Origin of the sequence: Paraburkholderia sp. BR10937, assembly GCF_040965695.1 — a bacterium.
Classification (GTDB): Bacteria; Pseudomonadota; Gammaproteobacteria; order Burkholderiales; family Burkholderiaceae; genus Paraburkholderia.
This window is the reverse complement of sequence record NZ_JBFRCL010000085.1, coordinates 1-16837: the sequence shown is the minus strand read 5'-3', so window position 1 is coordinate 16837 and position 16837 is coordinate 1. Positions and strand designations below refer to the sequence as shown.

Here is a 16837-nt window from a genome sequence, read left to right as displayed (position 1 = left end):
TTTAACTCTCATGCCTCACCTGCACGTTTAAACATAGAAAACCGCCGAAAGACTGCAAGCCCGACTTGTGTGCGTTCGCAACAGTCACGGCGGCTTGCAGCATGGTGTCGAGCGCCGACATGCCCTTCAGCCCGGCGCCAAAGGGCGTCCAGCAGCACTCCGAAGCATCGATTACATCGTCCCGCGCCTTGTCCGACAAGGCGCAGCCGGTTATAGGCAGGATAGGAAAATCAAGCCCGCTTTGATTTAAACGATTTAGTAGATGGTCGATCAGCCAATGACGCGGCGCACCTAAAGTCGTATAAGCGCCAGCTGGAAACGCGCGCATTAATGGATTGGCGACAGAATAAAAACGATGCCAGAGGCTCCATGAGCCTCTCGAAACGAACCCGCGCGCCGCCCTTGCATACGGCAAAAGTTCGTGGATAAATCGGGCTTCCCAATGGAGGAACCCATGACTTTCGCTCACTGGCTGCCGTTCGCGATCGCGTCGGCCATTCTCGTGGCCATTCCCGGCCCCACCGTGCTGCTGGTCGTTTCCTACGCGCTTGGCCACGGCCGCCGCTACGCGCTCGCCACCACGGCGGGCGTCGCGCTCGGCGACTTCACGGCGATGACCGCTTCCATGCTCGGACTCGGCGTGATCCTCGCGGCTTCCGCCACGCTGTTCTCGGTGCTCAAATGGATCGGCGCCGCCTATCTGATCTATCTGGGCGCGAAACTCTGGCGCGCGCCCGTCGGCGTTGGCGACGCACCGGACACCTCCGAGACGCGCACCGGCCGCATCTTCGCGCATGCCTACGCGGTTACCGCGCTCAACCCGAAGAGCATCATTTTCTTCGTCGCCTTCGTGCCGCAGTTCATCGATCCGCATACGGCCATGACATCGCAGATCGTCGTGTTCGAAGCCACCTTCCTCGTGCTCGCGACGCTCAACGCGCTCGCCTATGCGCTGCTCGCAGCGGCCGCGCGCAAGGTCGTGCGCAGCCCGCGCGTACAGCGCGCGGTCAATCGTACGGGCGGCACGCTGCTCATCGGCGCCGGGCTCTTTGCCGCCGCATGGAAAAAGGCGGCGGCATAAGCGGCGCATCCGGAACGACGGCGACCTTGCCTTGATGCGGGGCACGTCCCGAGCCCCGCGAATCGGGCTGCGAACCGGGCACGCAGGCTGCTCAACGCGAGTTGTGATGGTTGGCGAACATTGTTTTCAAGCTCCAGTACGCGCCCAATGTGCAAACTGTCGCGTCTTGGCTACAATGCAATTGCAAACCGCTTGACAACCAGGAGTCAATCGTGATCGAACACGTAATACTGGGCGCGTTTCTGGTGATCCCCCTTGTCATTGTCGTCTTCCTGTTTTCCGACGAGATCCTCGAGGAGCATCGACAGCGCGTGGAAGCGGGAGACGGACATCACATCGACTGGCGTCATCCGCTACGCAGTCTTCTGCATCACTGAGCGGGAGCACGCATCGCGCGGATGAACGCGCCGAAGCACATGGGTGGCACTCGTGGATTTCGAGTTCTCCTGGATGGCGTACTTCGTCGCCTTGTTCGTGCTGATGGTGCTATCCATCGCGCTCACCCTTCTCTGTCCGCCTGCCGGGCAGCGCGGTAGCACGCCGCGCGCACACGAGGCAGACGCGCACGACGGCGAGCACGCACGCTGACGGGACTCGCTCCCGGCCAGCGCGCGCTGGCAAGCCACACCCCGTAATTCCGCGTTACCACTTGCAGCACCTGTATCCAGCAACCGGGCTGACAATCGCTCGCATGTTTTCAAAGGTTCTCAGGGAGAACGACATGCGAAAGATGGCAGCCGTTTTGGTGCTGGCGGGGTGTGCGGTGGCGGCTGGCCCCGCGAGCGCGCACGATCACGGCGGTGACGTGGTGGGTGCGCTGGTTGGCGGCGCGTTGATTGGCGCCGCGGTGGGCGCCGTGCTCAACAGCGGCCCGGCGGTGGCCTACCCGGCTCAGCCGGCGTATGTCCAGCCCGCACCCGTGTATGCCGAGCCTGCGCCGGTTTATGCCGCCGCCCCGGCCGGTGCGGCGTGTTACGACCAGTATTCGGGCCGCTACGTGCCCTGCGCACCGGCCCAGCCTGCACCGCCGCCGCCGCAATATGACGACGGCTACGCGCAGCCCGGCTACGGACAACAGCCGGGTTATGCCCAGCCTGGCGGCGGCTGGTAATGCGCGAAGCGGCGCACGCGACGGTGCGCCGCCCATCACCTCGGTTGCTCCTCGCGCCTAGCCCGTCTGCTCGACGGGCGTCACCCTCAGGTTGAGTCGCTGCGTCAAGCGGATCACGCCGATTTCCACCGCGCGATCAATGCGCGAAACGTCGAAGAGACGCTGCAACGTGTCGATACCGTCGACGGGCACGCCATCGATCGTCACGATCGTGTCGTCCGTGCGCAGGCCGCCCAACGCGGCGGGACTGCCCTTGACGATCTCCATCACCCGCACGCCGGTTGTCGCGCTCAGGCTGAAGTAGCGCTGCACCTTGCGCGCGATCGGCACCGTGGTGCCGGCAATGCCGATATAGGCGCGCCGCACCCGGCCGTGCGCGAAGAGCTGCGTGATGACCCACTTTGCCGTGTCGATGGCCGTGGCGAAGCAGATGGCCTGCGCACCCGGAATGATCGCCGTATTCACGCCGATCACCTGACCCGCCGAATTGATGAGCGGCCCGCCCGAGTTGCCCGGATTGAGCGCGGCGTCAGTCTGGATCACGTCGTAGATCATGCGGCCGGACTCCGAGCGCAGCGAGCGGCCGAGCGCCGACACGACGCCCGTCGTCACCGTTTGCGCGAGGCCGAGCGGGCTGCCTACGGCGATCGCGATCTGCCCGACACGCAGGCCCGCCGAATCGCCGAGTTGCGCGTGCGGCAGCGCCTCTGCCGCGCCGATACGCAGCACGGCGAGATCCGTGCTCGGGTCGTCGCCCACGAGGTCGGCGCCCTGCGTCGTGCCGTCCGCGAGCGTCACGCTCAGCTTGCTGGCGCCATGCACGACGTGACTGTTCGTCAGCAAGTAGCCGTCCGGCGTGAACAGGAAGCCCGAGCCGCTGCCGCCGCGCGCAGGCGCCTGGCTCGACGCGCGGCGCTCGACGGCAATATGCGCGACGGCGGGCTGCACGCGCTCCAGCGCGCCGATCACGGTTCGCGAATAGGCGTCGAGGAGCGCGTCGTCGTCGAAGCCCGGGCGCTGGCCCGCGCCGTCGGGAGGGACGCCGCGAGCCAGATCGTCAATGAAGGAAGGTCGTCTGCCCACGATCTGAATCTCCGAAAAAAGTGGGCTCTACATGCAGGGGGCGCGCGACGTTTTCAAGAGCGCGCGCCGGGTCGGCCGGAACGTCAAGCTCCTGATCGAGTCTGCCAGTCCGCTGGCGAGCGCCCTGCAAAAGAAAAAAGCCCGCTCGCGCGGGCTAATCCATGCTCGGGTGACATGGCGAGGTTAAGCGGGAATTCGCGGCGCGGGGCGCGCGCAAAGCAAACGTGTGAACCGGTGAGTCAGGCGGCCAGCGCCTCGCGCACCGCTGCGCCGCTCGCAGCGCGACGCGATTCGAGCTCGACCATGAGCGCGTCGACGGTGCGGAACTGGGACGGCGTAATCTGGACGAGGTCGAGCAACGCGCACAGGCGCGTGTACCAGCAATCGAGTGAAAAGACTGCCGGCGTCGTGCCAGCGGATAACGAGGGTGCCATCGCGCGCGTGATATGCGCGATTTCGTCGTCGATGAATCTCATGGTTGCCCCGTGCGCTGGTCCAACGTCTTGTGAAAACGTGTCTCGCCACTTTAGTTCGGCGGCGGCGCGTGTCCAGCTATCACATCGGATAGGTCAGGTCCAAAGGTCAGACATCAACCTTTCAGACGGCTTGTTACGGTCCCCTTAACGTCGCCAGCCGTGGCCGTAATAGCCGCCCACGCCAACCCCGATATCCACCGACGGCGCCGCATAGTAGCCCGGCGCGTAGCCGTAGCCCGGCGCGTAGCCGTAGGCCGGCGCAGGCGCATACGCATACGGCGGCGCCACCACACAACCCGTGAGGCCAGCCGACAAGCCAACCAGAGCAATAGCGCAGAAGAGTGTTTTCATCGTCGTTCTCCTATACCGCCGATTGTCGGCGAGCCACGCCGAGGCCAGGGTTTGGAAAAGCAACGATGTGTGTCCACAAATTACAGCCGCACACAGCGGCCGCTGCGCGCTTGTGGAGTGAGACAGGGGCGTGTTAGCGAGCGAAAGCGTCGAGGCCCGCGCAAAGCAATCGACTGCTTGTGGCCTTCTTGATAGGTCGCACTACGAACTAAATGACCTGGCGGTTAGCTCGTAGTGTGCAGAGATGAGGCTGAACAAGCTTCGCTTTTGCGCTGCGTCGCCGGTTTGCTCGACGGTCGCTGGAAAAAGCGCCCAGGCCAGAAGGCCTGAGCGAAGCCGTCGCGTCAACGACGGCGGAGGTATTCGTTTAGATATGCGAAACGCCTGCATGGGATAATCGCAAGCGTTTCAGCGGTATTGCCGTGTTACGGATGGTTATACATCGCGTTCCAGTCGGCCTTGGGCACCGCCGGGCGGCCTGCATCCGAGTTGCCGGCTGCCACGCCGCCATAGGCGCTCGTTGCGCCGTTCGCGGCGGCTACCTTGGCTTCGGCTGCGAGAAGATCGTCGGGGTAGTGCGGGTCCGCCCCTGCGCCCGGATGCCAGCCCGCCTTCGCGAGCTGCTCGAGCTCGGCGCGCACCTGGGCGCGGGTCACGGGCGCATTCGATTGCGCGAACGATGCCATCGGCACCACGAGTGCAACGGCAACGGCTACGGTCTGGATCAGGGACTTCATGCTAACTACCTCCTTTGGCTTTTGATTCGGTGCGACAACGTGTCTGCATCCGATGAGCGAAAGTCTAGGAGGATTGCCGCCGAGGGTTAACCCTCGGCCTTCGAAGGGATTGTTCCAGGCAGGAGAAGAATGAGGCGGGGCGCAGCGCGCTTGCGGGTTACTTCCCGATACAAAAGCGGCTGAAAATCACGCCCAGCAGGTCATCGGACGTGAATTCGCCGGTGATCGAATTCAGCGACTCCTGGGCGAGCCGCAGCTCTTCGGCGAACAGGTCGAGCAATTGCGAATTCTGGTCGGCATGCGCCGCCGCCTGTGCGAGATGCTCGCGCGCCGCACGCAGCGCGATGAGATGCCGCTCGCGCGCGAGATAGACGCTCTGCGCGTCCGCCTGCCAGCCTGCAATGCGCAGCAGCTCGGCGCGCAGCAGGCCGACACCGTCGCCCTGTTTCGCCGAAAGACGCAACTCGCAAACATCGCTGCCGTTCTCGGCACGACGCTTCGCCACTTCGGGCGGCACACCGGTCAGGTCGGTCTTGTTGAGCACGCGCACGACCGGCACACCGGCGGGAAAGCGCGCGGCGATCACCTCGTCTTCGGCGTTCATGCCCGTGCGCGCATCGAGCAGATGCAGCACCACGTCTGCGCGGCCGATCTCGCTCCACGTGCGCTCGATGCCGATCTTCTCGACCTCGTCCTCCGTGTCGCGCAAACCTGCCGTGTCGATCACATGCAACGGAATGCCTTCGACCTGGATGGTTTGAGAAATCTTGTCGCGCGTCGTGCCGGCCACGGGCGTCACGATCGCGAGTTCCGCGCCTGCCAGCGCGTTCAACAGCGACGACTTGCCCACGTTGGGCTGTCCCGCGAGCACGACTGAAAGTCCCTCGCGCAGCAGCGCGCCCTGGCGCGCTTCGGAGAGCACGTGGTCGAGCTGCTCGCGAATGCGTGCTAGCTTGCCGCGGGCGTCCGCGGCCTCGAGGAAGTCGATCTCTTCTTCGGGGAAATCGAGCGTCGCCTCCACCAGCATGCGCAGCGTCACGACGTCGTCCACGAGCGCGTGAATGTCGCGCGAGAACGCGCCGTCGAGCGAGCGGCCGGCCGAGCGCGCCGCCGCTTCGGTGCTCGCCTCGATCAGGTCGGCCACGGCTTCCGCCTGGGCCAGATCGAGCTTGTCGTTGAGGAACGCGCGCCGCGTAAATTCGCCGGGTTCCGCGAGGCGCAGCCCGAACTCGCGGCCGGCCTCGATGCAGCGCTGCAAAACGAGTTGCAGCACGATCGGTCCGCCGTGGCCCTGCAGTTCGAGGACGTGCTCGCCGGTGTACGAATGCGGCGCGGGGAACGACAGCGCGATACCCCGGTCGAGCACCGTGCCGGCGCCGTCGAGGAAGGGCACGTAGCTCGCGTGGCGCGCAACCAGTTCCTGGCCCGTGAGGGCTTGCATCAACGCAGCGGTCGCCGCCGCGCCGGCGCGGCCGGCCGAGACGCGCACGACACCAATCCCGCCGCGTCCGGGCGCAGTAGCAATGGCGACGATGGGATCGGAATCGGTGGCGAGCATGATGGGCGGACCGTAGAGCAGGGCTGGAATCGGGATGGAGTGCGGGGACTCACTGCGGTCTTGCGAGCACTCGCAAAACGCGAGGCATTGTAACGCGCCGGGCAGAGCGTTTTCCGGCTGGAAGCTCGGCTAAGAATCGTCTCGCTTTATCTTAATTTAGCTAAGATTAGTCTTAGGGAATTCTGTCAGATTTCAGAGAATTCAGGCGCTGGATCCCGCCGACGTCTTGCCACAAGCGAATTCGTGGAGATCTCGACCAAAGTCATACGCCAACCAGAAGCAGGTGAATTTTCACTTTTATACGCTAAATGTAGCCTAACTGGTTGTCATCTTCGGCGATTTCGGGTTGCACAATCTGGCCCATGCCGACCTCCAACGAAAAAGCCGCTTTTGCCGAACGTCTCAGGTTCGCCATGAAGCGCGCGCCCGAGAAACTACGCGGCAGCACCGACCTGGCGAACCGGTTCAATCTGCGCCATCACGGCGAGCATCCGGTTTCGCCGCAAACCGCTCACAAGTGGCTGAGCGGCCGTACCATTCCCACCCAGGACAAGCTGGAGACGCTGGCGAAATGGTTCGACGTGGACATCCACTGGCTGCACTACGGTCCTCCGGGCAATGCGGTCTCGGGCGTGCCGCGGCCGCGCAAGCCTGACGGCAAATATCCGGTTTCCGAGGAAACGCTCGAACTGGCCTCGAAGATCGAGTCGCTCAGCGCCCATCACCGCTATCTCGTGCAGGAACTGGTCGCCCAATTCTACGGCGACGCGGACAAGAGCTAACGCGCGAACCCGAACGCTGCGCTCTGCGTCGTCAAGCAAATGGCGCTTCGATCATGCAAAAAGCCGTCCGGTTCGCACCGGACGGCTTTTTTTTTCGAGCCTTGATTCAGGTGGCGGCATCACTGCCGCCCCGGCGCTCAGGCGAGCTTCTTCTTGCCTTTACCCATCATGCGCGTGATGTAGTACTGCTGCGCGATCGACAGCACGTTGTTCACGACGTAGTACAGCACGAGGCCGGCCGGGAAGAAGAAGAACATGACCGAGAACGCGATCGGCATGAACATCATCATCTTCGCCTGGACGGGGTCCGGCGGCGTCGGGTTCAGCTTGGTCTGCACGAACATCGAGACGGCCATCAGCACCGGCAGGATGAAGAACGGATCCTGCTGCGAGAGGTCGTGAATCCAGAGAATCCACGGCGCTCCGCGCATTTCCACCGACGAGAGCAGCACCCAGTACAGCGAAATGAACACCGGGATCTGGATCACCACCGGCAGACAGCCGCCGAACGGGTTCACCTTCTCCGTCTTGTAGAGCTCCATGAGCGCCGCGTTCATCTTCTGCGGGTCGCTCTTGAAGCGCTCGCGCAGCGCCTGCATGCGCGGCGTGATTTCCTTCATGCGCGCCATCGACTTGTAGCTGGCGGCGGAGAGCGGGAAGAACACGGCCTTGATGAGCAGCGTGAGCAGCACGATCGACCAGCCCCAATTGCCCACGTAGCCGTGGATCTTCTCGAGCAGCCAGAAGAGCGGCTTGGCGATGATCGTCACCCAGCCGTAGTCCTTCACGAGTTCCAGGCCCGGCGCGATGCCTTCGAGCATGCGCTCTTCCTGGGGACCCGCGAAGAGGCGCGCCTGCACGGTGTCCGTCGCACCCGGTGCGATCGTGCCGAGCGGCTGCTTCATGCCCACGCGATAGAGCGAGTTGTCGAACTTCTCGACGTAGATGCTGCGCTTGACGCCTTGCTGCGGAATCCACGCGGTCGCGAAGTAGTGCTGCACCATCGCGATCCAGCCGTTATCGGCCTGGGTCACGAAGTCGGCCTTGTTCTTGTCGATGTCGCCGAACGTGATCTTCTGGAAGTGATGCTCGTTCGAGTAAACCGCCGGCCCGATGAAGGTGTGCGAGAAGCGCGGCGTTTCGACCGGCTGGCTGTCACGCACGATTTCCATGTAGAGCGTGGGCGAAACCGGCGCGCCGCTGACGTTTTGCACCTTCCAGTCCACGCCGATCACGTAGCTGCCGCGCGTGAACGTGTAGGTCTTGGTGACCTTCACGCCGCCTTTCTCGGGCGACTGCAGCGCGATCTGGAAGGAGTTGGCGTCGCCGGTCAGCTCGCGCGGGCCTTCGACTGCCGTGAACACGTCGTTGTGGTTCGGGAAGTCGCCGCCGAGCAGGCCGGTGCGCGCGAGGTACGTGTGGTCGTTGGTGTGGTCGAACAGCGTGATGTACTGGTCGGGACCCTTGCCATCGGCGCTTTCCTTGACGAGCGAGAGCTTCACGAGCGTGCCGCCGCGCGTGTCGATCACGCCGTCGTAGACGTCGGTGCGAAAGTGAACGAGCTGTGCTGCGGCTGCAGCCGGCTGGGCGGTGTTCGTCGGCGCCTGGCCCGCGGCGGCGGCGGCCGTCGGCAGGTCGGACGCGCCGTTGGCGGCGCTAGCCGGCGCAGGGCCGCTCGCGGCGGTTTGCGTCTGCGTTTGCGTCGCGTTCGGGAAGAACATCGACTGGCGTCCATGGTCGCGCTGCCAGTTGTCGTACAGCATGACAGCTGACATGAAGAAGATGACCCATAGGACGGTGCGTTTAATATCCATGCGTTGTCTCAGTGTCGATGGAATGGCGCGTCAGCGCTTTTTCGGAGATGCAGGCGGGACGAGATCGACGCCGCCCGCCGAAAACGGATGGCAGCGGCACAGCCGCCGCGCGGCGAGGTAAGTCCCACGCGCGGCGCCATGATACTGGATTGCCTCGCGTGCGTAATCCGAACAGGAAGGATAAAAACGGCACCGGCTGCCGAGGAGGGGACTCACGGCAAGCTTGTAGAAACGCAGCAGTGCGATCAATACCGTTTGCATGGCGTTGCGGCCTGGCTGCGCCGCGTTCGATGACGAACCACGTGCCGCTTGCGCGGCGGCGACGTCGGATAGGCCGGACTCGCGCGCCCCGCTCATGATGCGCGGGTCTTGCTCTCGTCCGGCGGCAAATCTTTACTGGCCTGGGCCTGCGCCGGTTTCCCGGCTGCCTGCCCAGTTGGTGCCGCAGCCTGCGTTGCGCAAGGGGTGCGCGCAGATGTCGCAGGCACAGCGCCGCCACGCCGCGTGACCTCGCGCGCGGCCTTTTCGAGCAGCGTCTCGATCTCGCCGCGGCACAAAGCCTTGAGCCCCGGCGAGGACGCGCCCGGCAGCGCCTTGCGGTCGAACTTCGTATGCAGGCGCAGCAGCAGGTCGAAACCTTCGAACTGCGCACGACGCACACGAAACGCTTCGCGGGCAATCCGGCGCACCAGGTTGCGCGTGACCGCGCGCGGTGCGTACTTCTTGCCGATCACGAGTCCGAGCCGCGCCTCGTTGCCGGTGGGCCGGCCGTACACGACGAAGTGCTCGGTGCGGCGCCAGGGGCGCAAACGAAAAACGGATGAGAACTCATCCGTTTTCAGTAGCCTTGCGGCTTTCGGAAAAGCGGCTTGCGTTCGCGACGGCATGACGCCCCGATCAGTTACCAGGTTCGTCCTGTTCGCCGTGCTCGCGAGCGGGCCGCTACCCGTGATTTCGCTGATAGCGATGCTGCCCGACTTAGACGGCGAGGCGCTTGCGACCCTTCGCACGGCGTGCGTTGATCACTTTGCGGCCACCGGCGGTCTTCATGCGCACACGGAAACCGTGGGTACGCTTGCGACGGGTAACGGAAGGTTGGAAAGTACGTTTCATGTTGCTCTCACTGTTGAGTTTTGACCGCGGCGAGCATCGCGGAAAAAGGCAATGGCCGGTGGTACTAGGGATTGGTTTTCGAGGAACCCGCTATTTAAGCCGGTTTTTCGTTGGCCGTCAATAGGTTAGGCGATCGAACCTTCCGGGACGGGCGCGCAGTGCCTGCATCGGCCGTGGCGAGGGCACGAACGAGCGTGCGTTGATCCGTCCCTGTGGATAACTTCCTGGTGAGGGGATTTCGGCGTTAGAATCTCGCCTATCCCAAGAATCCTGCATGCCGCTCCGGCCCGCCTGCTTGCCGCAAGACCTTTGCCGCGCGGGCTTCCGGAGCCATTGCCGTCGCCTCGTCAGGGCCTCGTCGCATCTGTGCGACAAGAGCGAAGCGACCGCAACGCATGCAAACAAAACGACCACAGCAACTCGATGAACGAATTCTGGCAACACTGTTCCGCACTGCTGGAGCGTGAGCTAACGCCCCAGCAGTACGTGACGTGGATTAAACCGTTGGCCCCGGTTGCCTTCGATGCTGCGGCGAACACGCTGCAGATAGCCGCTCCCAACCGCTTCAAGCTCGACTGGGTCAAGAGTCAGTTCTCGGGCCGGATCACCGATCTGGCGCGCGACTTCTGGCAGACTCCCGTCGACGTGCAGTTCGTCCTCGACCCGAAGGCGGGCATGCGCGCGCCTCACGTCGCACCGGCACCCGCCGCCGCATCGCGCGCGCCGCTGGCTGCCGCGCCTGCGTCCGCGTCGATCGTGAGCGCAGCCGCCGCGCCGCAGCCGGCCGCCGTGACGGGCGGGACCGGACTCGCGGGCATGGTGCAAGCCGCGTCGGCCGCCGCGCAGGCCACCGCCGATGACGCCGCCGACCTCGACCTGCCCAGCCTCGACGCCAACGAAGCCGCCGCCGGCCGCCGCACATGGCGCCCGGGCCAGGGCGCAGCTGCGGCCGCATCGAGCGGCGAGCCCGACCCGACCTACGAGCGCTCGAAGCTCAACCCGGTGCTCACGTTCGACAATTTCGTGACGGGTAAGGCGAACCAGCTCGCGCGCGCGGCCGCCATCCAGGTCGCCGACAACCCCGGCATCTCGTACAACCCGCTGTTCCTCTACGGCGGCGTGGGCCTCGGCAAGACCCACCTGATCCACGCGATCGGCAACCAGCTGCTGCTCGACAAGCCGGGCGCGCGCATCCGCTACATCCACGCCGAACAGTATGTGTCCGACGTGGTGAAGGCCTACCAGCGCAAGGCGTTCGACGACTTCAAGCGCTACTACCACTCGCTCGACCTGCTGCTGATCGACGATATTCAGTTCTTCTCGGGCAAGTCGCGCACCCAGGAAGAGTTCTTCTACGCGTTCGAGGCGCTCGTCGCCAACAAGGCGCAGGTGATCATCACGAGCGATACGTATCCGAAGGAAATCTCGGGTATCGACGACCGTCTGATCTCGCGCTTCGACTCGGGCCTGACCGTGGCGATCGAGCCGCCGGAGCTCGAAATGCGCGTGGCCATCCTGATGCGCAAGGCGCAGTCGGAAGGCGTGAGCCTGAACGAGGACGTGGCGTTCTTCGTCGCCAAGCACCTGCGCTCGAACGTGCGCGAACTCGAAGGCGCGCTGCGCAAGATCCTCGCGTATTCGAAGTTCCACGGCCGCGAGATCTCGATCGAGCTGACCAAGGAAGCGCTCAAGGACCTGCTGACGGTGCAGAACCGCCAGATCTCGGTCGAGAACATCCAGAAGACGGTGGCGGACTTCTACAGCATCAAGGTCGCCGACATGTATTCGAAGAAGCGCCCGGCGAACATCGCGCGCCCGCGCCAGATCGCCATGTATCTGGCCAAGGAGCTCACGCAGAAGAGCCTGCCGGAAATCGGCGAGCTGTTCGGCGGCCGCGACCACACCACGGTGCTGCACGCCGTGCGCAAGATCGCCGACGAACGCACCAAGGACGCCCAGCTCAATCATGAGCTGCACGTGCTCGAGCAGACGCTGAAGGGGTAATACGCATCAGGCGGCAACGGAATGGCGGGGCGGACGTCGCATCCCGAAAGGTTTGCCTTGTTTATTTCGCGGATCGCCCCCAATTTAGGGAAGTGGTCCGTTTTCAGGCACAATATGGGTTTAACCGCCCGGCGGTCCGGGGCGGGAACCACGCCGCGGCCTGTGCTGCATTAACCGCCTGAGCGGCGCCAATGCCGCGTGACATTCGTGGGGTCACGTCGGCAAAACCGGCGCCAGGCGGGCGCGCAGTCCGTCACATCAACGAAGGAACTCTATGCAACTGGTCAAGACCGAACGCGATAACCTGCTGAGGCCGCTGCAAACGGTGAGCGGCATTGTCGAACGCCGCCACACGTTGCCGATCCTCGCCAATCTGCTGATCACCAAAACCGGTTCCGACGTCTCGTTCCTGTCGACCGACCTCGAGTTGCAGATCACCACGACCGCCGACTTCGGCGTCGGCAACGACCAGGTGGCCACGACCGTCGCCGCACGCAAGCTGCTCGACATCCTGCGCGCGATGCCCGACGGCCAGGTCACGCTCACGCTCGCGGACAAGCGCCTCACGGTGCAGTCGGGCAAGAGCCGCTTCGCCCTGCAAACGCTCGCCGCGGACGAGTTCCCCACGGTGGCGCAAGCGAAGGACTTCGGCGCGAACCTCGCGGTGCCGCAGAAGACGTTCCGCCAGTTGCTCGGCATGGTGTATTTCGCCATGGCGCAGCAGGACATCCGTTACTACCTGAACGGCATGCTGCTCGTCGTGGACGGCGACCAGCTCATGGCAGTCGCCACCGACGGCCACCGCCTCGCGTTCTCGTCGATGAAGATCGAAGGCTCGTTCGCGCGCCAGGAAGTCATCATCCCGCGCAAGACCATTCTCGAACTCCAGCGCCTGCTCGAAGACATCGACGACGTGCTGAAGATCGACATCGGTTCGACGCAGGTCAAGTTCACGTTCGGCCAGGTCGAGCTCGTCTCGAAGCTCGTGGAAGGCAAGTTCCCCGACTTCCAGCGTGTGATCCCGAAGGCGCACAAGAACACCTTCCAGATCGGCCGCGAAGAACTGCAACGCTCGCTGCAACGCGCGGCGATTCTCACGTCCGACAAGTTCAAGGGCGTGCGCTGCATCATCGAGCCGGGCCAGCTCAAGATCATGTCGACCAACGCCGACCAGGAAGAGGCGCAGGAGGAGCTGGAAATCGCCTACCAGGGCGACACCATCGACATCGGGTTCAACGTCACGTATCTGCTCGACGTACTCGCGAACCTGAAGGTCGACACGCTGGAAGTGAGCCTCGGCGACGCCAGCTCCAGCGCACTCATCACGATTCCCGAGAACGAGGAATTCAAGTACGTGGTGATGCCGATGCGCATCTAAAAAGCGCGACAGAAGAAGAACACCAGGGGGCGCTGCGCCCCTTTGGCGTTTTTATGGCTTTTTGAAAAAGTCTCGAGCAGTAACACAGGCAGTACGCAGAACCGGAAAATTCCATGACTGATACGAACAACTCGCAACCCGACAACAGCTACGGCGCCTCGTCGATCCAGATCCTCGAAGGTCTGGAGGCCGTGCGCAAGCGCCCCGGGATGTACATCGGCGACACGTCGGACGGCACCGGTCTGCACCACCTCGTCTTCGAAGTGCTGGACAACTCGATCGACGAAGCCCTCGCCGGCTACTGCAACGACATCCACGTGGTGATCCACGCGGACAACTCCATCTCGATCACCGACAACGGCCGCGGCATTCCCACGGACGTGAAGATGGACGACAAGCACGATCCGAAGCGCAGCGCCGCCGAAATCGTGATGACCGAGTTGCACGCGGGCGGCAAGTTCGACCAGAACAGCTACAAGGTCTCGGGCGGCCTGCACGGCGTGGGCGTGTCGTGCGTGAACGCGCTCTCGAGCTTCCTGCGTCTCACGGTGCGCCGCGACGGCAAGAAGCACTTCATGGAATTTCACCGTGGCGTGCCGCAGAACCGTGTGCTCGAAGAGCGCGACGGCTACACGGTCTCGCCCATGCAACTGCTCGGCGATACCGAAAATCGCGGCACCGAAGTGCACTTCATGGCCGACGAAACCATCTTCGGCAGCGTGGAGTACCACTACGACATTCTCGCCAAGCGCATTCGCGAACTCTCGTTCCTGAACAACGGCGTGCGCATCCGCCTGACCGACCAGCGCACGGGCAAGGAAGACGACTTCGCCTTCGCGGGCGGCGTGAAGGGCTTTGTCGAGTACATCAACAAGGCCAAGCAGGTCCTGCACCCGAACATCTTCTACATCTCGGGCGAGAAGGAGGGCGTGGGCGTCGAAGTGGCGATGCAGTGGAACGACAGCTACAACGAAAGCGTGCTGTGCTTCACGAACAACATCCCGCAGCGCGACGGCGGCACGCACTTGACCGGCCTGCGCGCGGCGATGACGCGCGTGATCAACAAGTACATCGCCGACAACGAAATCGCCAAGAAGGCCAAGGTGGAAACCTCGGGCGACGACATGCGCGAAGGTTTGTCGTGCGTGCTTTCGGTGAAGGTGCCGGAGCCGAAGTTCAGCTCGCAGACGAAGGACAAGCTGGTTTCCTCGGAAGTGCGCGCGCCGGTGGAAGAAGTCGTGGCGAAGGCGCTCGAGGAGTTCCTGCTCGAAACGCCGAACGACGCGAAGACCATTTGCGGCAAGATCGTCGACGCCGCGCGGGCGCGTGACGCTGCGCGCAAGGCGCGCGAAATGACGCGCCGCAAGGGCGTGCTCGACGGCGTGGGCCTGCCGGGCAAGCTCGCGGACTGCCAGGAAAAGGATCCGGCGAAGTCGGAGGTCTATATCGTCGAGGGCGATTCGGCAGGCGGCTCGGCCAAGCAAGGCCGCGATCGCAAGTTCCAGGCAATCCTGCCGTTGCGCGGCAAGGTGCTGAACGTCGAAAAGGCCCGCTACGACAAGCTGCTGTCTTCCGAGCAGATTGTCACGCTGATCACCGCGCTCGGCTGCGGCATCGGCAAGGACGACTACAACCTCGACAAGCTGCGCTATCACCGCATCATCATCATGACCGACGCGGACGTGGACGGCGCGCACATCCGCACGCTGCTGCTCACGTTCTTCTATCGCCAGATGCCGGAGATGATCGAGCGCGGCTACGTGTATATCGCGCAGCCGCCGCTGTACAAGCTCAAGGCGGGCAAGGACGAGCGCTATCTCAAGGACGATTCGGAGCTCAACGCGCATATGCTGCGTCTCGCGCTGCAAGGCTCGGAGCTGGTGCCGAACGAAGGCGCCACGCCGATCTCCGGCGACGCGCTTGGCGAACTCGCGCGCTCGTACCAGCTTGCGCGCGGCGTGGTGGATCGTCTCTCGCGCCTGTACGACGAGCGCGCGCTCGAAGCGATCATGGACGGCGTGGCGATCGATCTGTCGAGCGAAGCCTCGACCGAGGGGTCGGCCCGTGCACTCGAAGCGCAGCTGCGCGACGATCCGCTCAAGCCTGAAGTGAGCGTGGTGCCGATGTACGATCAGGTGCGCGAGCAACGTTCGCTGCGCGTGGAGCGCCGCCATCACGGCAACGTGAAGGTCTCGGTGATCGACGAGGAGTTCCAGCTCACCGCCGACTATCAGCAGCTCGTGAATACGGCCAATACCTTCAAGGGCCTGATCGGCAAGAACGCCGTGATCAAGCGCGGCGAGCGCAGCATGGCCGTGAACGACTTCAAGAGCGCGATGAAGTGGCTGATCGCCGACGCCGAGCGCAACGTGTCGAAGCAGCGCTATAAGGGGCTTGGCGAGATGAACCCCGGGCAGCTGTGGGAAACGACGATGGACCCGACTGTGCGCCGTCTGCTGCGCGTGCAGATCGAGGACGCGATCGCCGCCGATGGCATCTTCACGACGCTCATGGGTGACGACGTCGAGCCGCGTCGCGCGTTTATCGAAAGCAATGCGCTGCGGGCGGGGAATATCGACGTTTGATCGTCTGTCTAGACGAACGCATAACCTGAGAAACTGGGGCCCATAAGTTGAGGAATTTATGGGCCTTTCTTATTGAAAGCCTAGATTGAGTCGAGGAGCACGGTGAGATTGGCTTCCTATGCTCTAATAAGTCGAGGTTCGTAGATGTTTGAAAACGGTCCAAATGACGAGGGTAGCTTCCGGAAGAAAGACAAGAAACCATCGTCGGTCGGTTGGATGGTCGTTGTCATTTTCAGTTTGCTCTTCGCGTTGTGGTTGTGCAAATTCGACCTTGGAAAAACACTCGTCACGGGCGGACTGCTTCTGGCAGTCATTCACGGCCACGTGCGCGCATTCTTGATGTCAATGCCCCCCGTTTGGGCGCTGGCTCGTAAGGCGTATTGCTCGTCTTATGAAGGAGTTGCGGCGCTTCGATACGCTTCCTCCCGATGCGGCCTTTGCTTACAACGCAACGGCTCTTCTTATAATGGCCTGCGGGATACTGTTTATCGTATTACATGCCTCGTTTATCATCATGGGCTATGGCGCAATCGCGTGCTTTGCGTTACTTGCGTATGCGACGGCGCGTCACCACTACGCTACGGTTCGACTGATTGCTCGTTGGACGTGGAGCAAACCTGTGTGGAAAGCCTTTTATCTAGGGAAGGTCTGCAAAAGTCCTGGCGTTGAAGTCACGTTGTCCTATCCTGGAAGAACGCGAATTAAAGGAGTTCCTCGATGACACAGCTCGGTCTTGGCCTGGATCTTTCAACGAAACGCACGCG

The 16837-nt window shown here is 63.3% G+C and carries 17 protein-coding genes and 1 pseudogene; 8 read left to right on the top strand and 10 right to left on the bottom strand.

The window, feature by feature from the left end:
- Window position 1 precedes the first annotated feature (1 nt).
- Complete coding sequence (locus AB4Y44_RS39250) at window positions 2-469, bottom strand: hypothetical protein (RefSeq protein WP_368702509.1); 468 nt, start codon at window positions 467-469, stop codon at window positions 2-4.
- Between AB4Y44_RS39250 and AB4Y44_RS39245 the strand changes: the two genes are divergently transcribed.
- The 4 genes from AB4Y44_RS39245 (at window position 455) to AB4Y44_RS39230 (ending at window position 2192) form a co-directional block, all read left to right on the top strand.
- On the top strand, window positions 455-1081 hold the full coding sequence (locus AB4Y44_RS39245; RefSeq protein WP_368702508.1) for a LysE family translocator: 627 nt from the start codon (window positions 455-457) through the stop codon (window positions 1079-1081). The two genes, AB4Y44_RS39250 and AB4Y44_RS39245, sit on opposite strands and share 15 nt — an antisense overlap.
- A 212-nt stretch (window positions 1082-1293) precedes the next feature.
- Window positions 1294-1458, top strand: coding sequence for a hypothetical protein (locus tag AB4Y44_RS39240; protein ID WP_165822733.1), 165 nt, complete (start codon window positions 1294-1296; stop codon window positions 1456-1458).
- Window positions 1459-1501: 43 nt separating this feature from the next.
- The gene (locus AB4Y44_RS39235; RefSeq protein WP_342920264.1) at window positions 1502-1669 is read left to right on the top strand and encodes a hypothetical protein; all 168 of its coding nucleotides are present in this window, start codon (window positions 1502-1504) and stop codon (window positions 1667-1669) included.
- Window positions 1670-1802: 133 nt separating this feature from the next.
- Window positions 1803-2192: an ecotin precursor gene (locus AB4Y44_RS39230; protein ID WP_368702507.1), complete on the top strand. Its 390-nt coding sequence runs from the start codon at window positions 1803-1805 to the stop codon at window positions 2190-2192.
- Between the two features lie 57 nt (window positions 2193-2249).
- Here the strand turns inward: AB4Y44_RS39230 and AB4Y44_RS39225 are convergent, their stop codons facing one another.
- From AB4Y44_RS39225 to mnmE, 5 genes are all read right to left on the bottom strand, one after another.
- The gene (locus AB4Y44_RS39225; RefSeq protein ID WP_368702520.1) at window positions 2250-3254 is read right to left on the bottom strand and encodes a S1C family serine protease; all 1005 of its coding nucleotides are present in this window, start codon (window positions 3252-3254) and stop codon (window positions 2250-2252) included.
- 260 nt (window positions 3255-3514) lie between these two features.
- Entirely contained in the window at window positions 3515-3751 is a 237-nt protein-coding gene (locus tag AB4Y44_RS39220) for a hypothetical protein (RefSeq protein WP_368702506.1), read from the bottom strand.
- Between the two features lie 144 nt (window positions 3752-3895).
- On the bottom strand, window positions 3896-4102 hold the full coding sequence (locus AB4Y44_RS39215) for a hypothetical protein (RefSeq protein WP_368702505.1): 207 nt from the start codon (window positions 4100-4102) through the stop codon (window positions 3896-3898).
- A gap of 425 nt (window positions 4103-4527) precedes the next feature.
- Complete coding sequence (locus tag AB4Y44_RS39210; protein WP_342920260.1) at window positions 4528-4839, bottom strand: DUF4148 domain-containing protein; 312 nt, start codon at window positions 4837-4839, stop codon at window positions 4528-4530.
- A 157-nt stretch (window positions 4840-4996) separates the two neighbouring features.
- Window positions 4997-6397, bottom strand: coding sequence for a tRNA uridine-5-carboxymethylaminomethyl(34) synthesis GTPase MnmE (gene mnmE / locus AB4Y44_RS39205; RefSeq protein WP_368689477.1), 1401 nt, complete (start codon window positions 6395-6397; stop codon window positions 4997-4999).
- 362 nt (window positions 6398-6759) lie between these two features.
- Between mnmE and AB4Y44_RS39200 the strand changes: the two genes are divergently transcribed.
- Window positions 6760-7179 carry a helix-turn-helix transcriptional regulator gene (locus tag AB4Y44_RS39200; protein ID WP_342920258.1) on the top strand — a complete coding sequence of 140 codons (420 nt, stop codon included), beginning with the start codon at window positions 6760-6762 and terminating at the stop codon, window positions 7177-7179.
- 137 nt (window positions 7180-7316) lie between these two features.
- On the opposite strand, the gene yidC is transcribed toward AB4Y44_RS39200, so the two are convergent.
- The 4 genes and pseudogenes from yidC to rpmH all read right to left on the bottom strand — a co-directional run bounded on the left by yidC (window position 7317) and on the right by rpmH (window position 10106).
- Window positions 7317-8993 (bottom strand): membrane protein insertase YidC, encoded by a 1677-nt coding sequence (yidC, locus tag AB4Y44_RS39195; RefSeq protein ID WP_368702504.1) that lies wholly within the window; start codon window positions 8991-8993, stop codon window positions 7317-7319.
- 30 nt (window positions 8994-9023) lie between these two features.
- Window positions 9024-9254: a membrane protein insertion efficiency factor YidD gene (gene yidD / locus AB4Y44_RS39190; protein WP_028203242.1), complete on the bottom strand. Its 231-nt coding sequence runs from the start codon at window positions 9252-9254 to the stop codon at window positions 9024-9026.
- 203 nt (window positions 9255-9457) lie between these two features.
- Window positions 9458-9880 (bottom strand): annotated as a pseudogene (gene rnpA, locus AB4Y44_RS39185) (ribonuclease P protein component); the annotation flags it as partial.
- Between the two features lie 91 nt (window positions 9881-9971).
- Window positions 9972-10106 (bottom strand): 50S ribosomal protein L34, encoded by a 135-nt coding sequence (gene rpmH, locus AB4Y44_RS39180; protein WP_026120950.1) that lies wholly within the window; start codon window positions 10104-10106, stop codon window positions 9972-9974.
- A 423-nt stretch (window positions 10107-10529) separates the two neighbouring features.
- Between rpmH and dnaA the strand changes: the two genes are divergently transcribed.
- From dnaA to gyrB, 3 genes are all read left to right on the top strand, one after another.
- The gene (dnaA, locus tag AB4Y44_RS39175; RefSeq protein ID WP_342920256.1) at window positions 10530-12110 is read left to right on the top strand and encodes a chromosomal replication initiator protein DnaA; all 1581 of its coding nucleotides are present in this window, start codon (window positions 10530-10532) and stop codon (window positions 12108-12110) included.
- A 274-nt stretch (window positions 12111-12384) separates the two neighbouring features.
- Window positions 12385-13488, top strand: coding sequence for a DNA polymerase III subunit beta (gene dnaN / locus AB4Y44_RS39170; RefSeq protein ID WP_028203240.1), 1104 nt, complete (start codon window positions 12385-12387; stop codon window positions 13486-13488).
- Between the two features lie 113 nt (window positions 13489-13601).
- Window positions 13602-16073, top strand: a complete 2472-nt coding sequence (gyrB, locus tag AB4Y44_RS39165) for a DNA topoisomerase (ATP-hydrolyzing) subunit B (RefSeq protein ID WP_368702503.1) — start codon at window positions 13602-13604, stop codon at window positions 16071-16073.
- Window positions 16074-16837 lie beyond the last annotated feature (764 nt).

Excerpts from the sequence above, each read along its gene's own strand:
- AB4Y44_RS39245 (WP_368702508.1), top strand. The coding sequence starts at position 455 with ATGACTTTCGCTCACTGGCTGCCGTTCGCGATCGCGTCGGCCATTCTC.
- AB4Y44_RS39230 (WP_368702507.1), top strand. The coding sequence starts at position 1,803 with ATGCGAAAGATGGCAGCCGTTTTGGTGCTGGCGGGGTGTGCGGTGGCG.
- AB4Y44_RS39220 (WP_368702506.1), bottom strand. The coding sequence starts at position 3,751 with ATGAGATTCATCGACGACGAAATCGCGCATATCACGCGCGCGATGGCA.
- AB4Y44_RS39215 (WP_368702505.1), bottom strand. The coding sequence starts at position 4,102 with ATGAAAACACTCTTCTGCGCTATTGCTCTGGTTGGCTTGTCGGCTGGC.
- AB4Y44_RS39210 (WP_342920260.1), bottom strand. The coding sequence starts at position 4,839 with ATGAAGTCCCTGATCCAGACCGTAGCCGTTGCCGTTGCACTCGTGGTG.
- mnmE (WP_368689477.1), bottom strand. The coding sequence starts at position 6,397 with ATGCTCGCCACCGATTCCGATCCCATCGTCGCCATTGCTACTGCGCCC.
- AB4Y44_RS39200 (WP_342920258.1), top strand. The coding sequence starts at position 6,760 with ATGCCGACCTCCAACGAAAAAGCCGCTTTTGCCGAACGTCTCAGGTTC.
- yidC (WP_368702504.1), bottom strand. The coding sequence starts at position 8,993 with ATGGATATTAAACGCACCGTCCTATGGGTCATCTTCTTCATGTCAGCT.
- yidD (WP_028203242.1), bottom strand. The coding sequence starts at position 9,254 with ATGCAAACGGTATTGATCGCACTGCTGCGTTTCTACAAGCTTGCCGTG.
- rpmH (WP_026120950.1), bottom strand. The coding sequence starts at position 10,106 with ATGAAACGTACTTTCCAACCTTCCGTTACCCGTCGCAAGCGTACCCAC.
- dnaA (WP_342920256.1), top strand. The coding sequence starts at position 10,530 with ATGAACGAATTCTGGCAACACTGTTCCGCACTGCTGGAGCGTGAGCTA.
- dnaN (WP_028203240.1), top strand. The coding sequence starts at position 12,385 with ATGCAACTGGTCAAGACCGAACGCGATAACCTGCTGAGGCCGCTGCAA.
- gyrB (WP_368702503.1), top strand. The coding sequence starts at position 13,602 with ATGACTGATACGAACAACTCGCAACCCGACAACAGCTACGGCGCCTCG.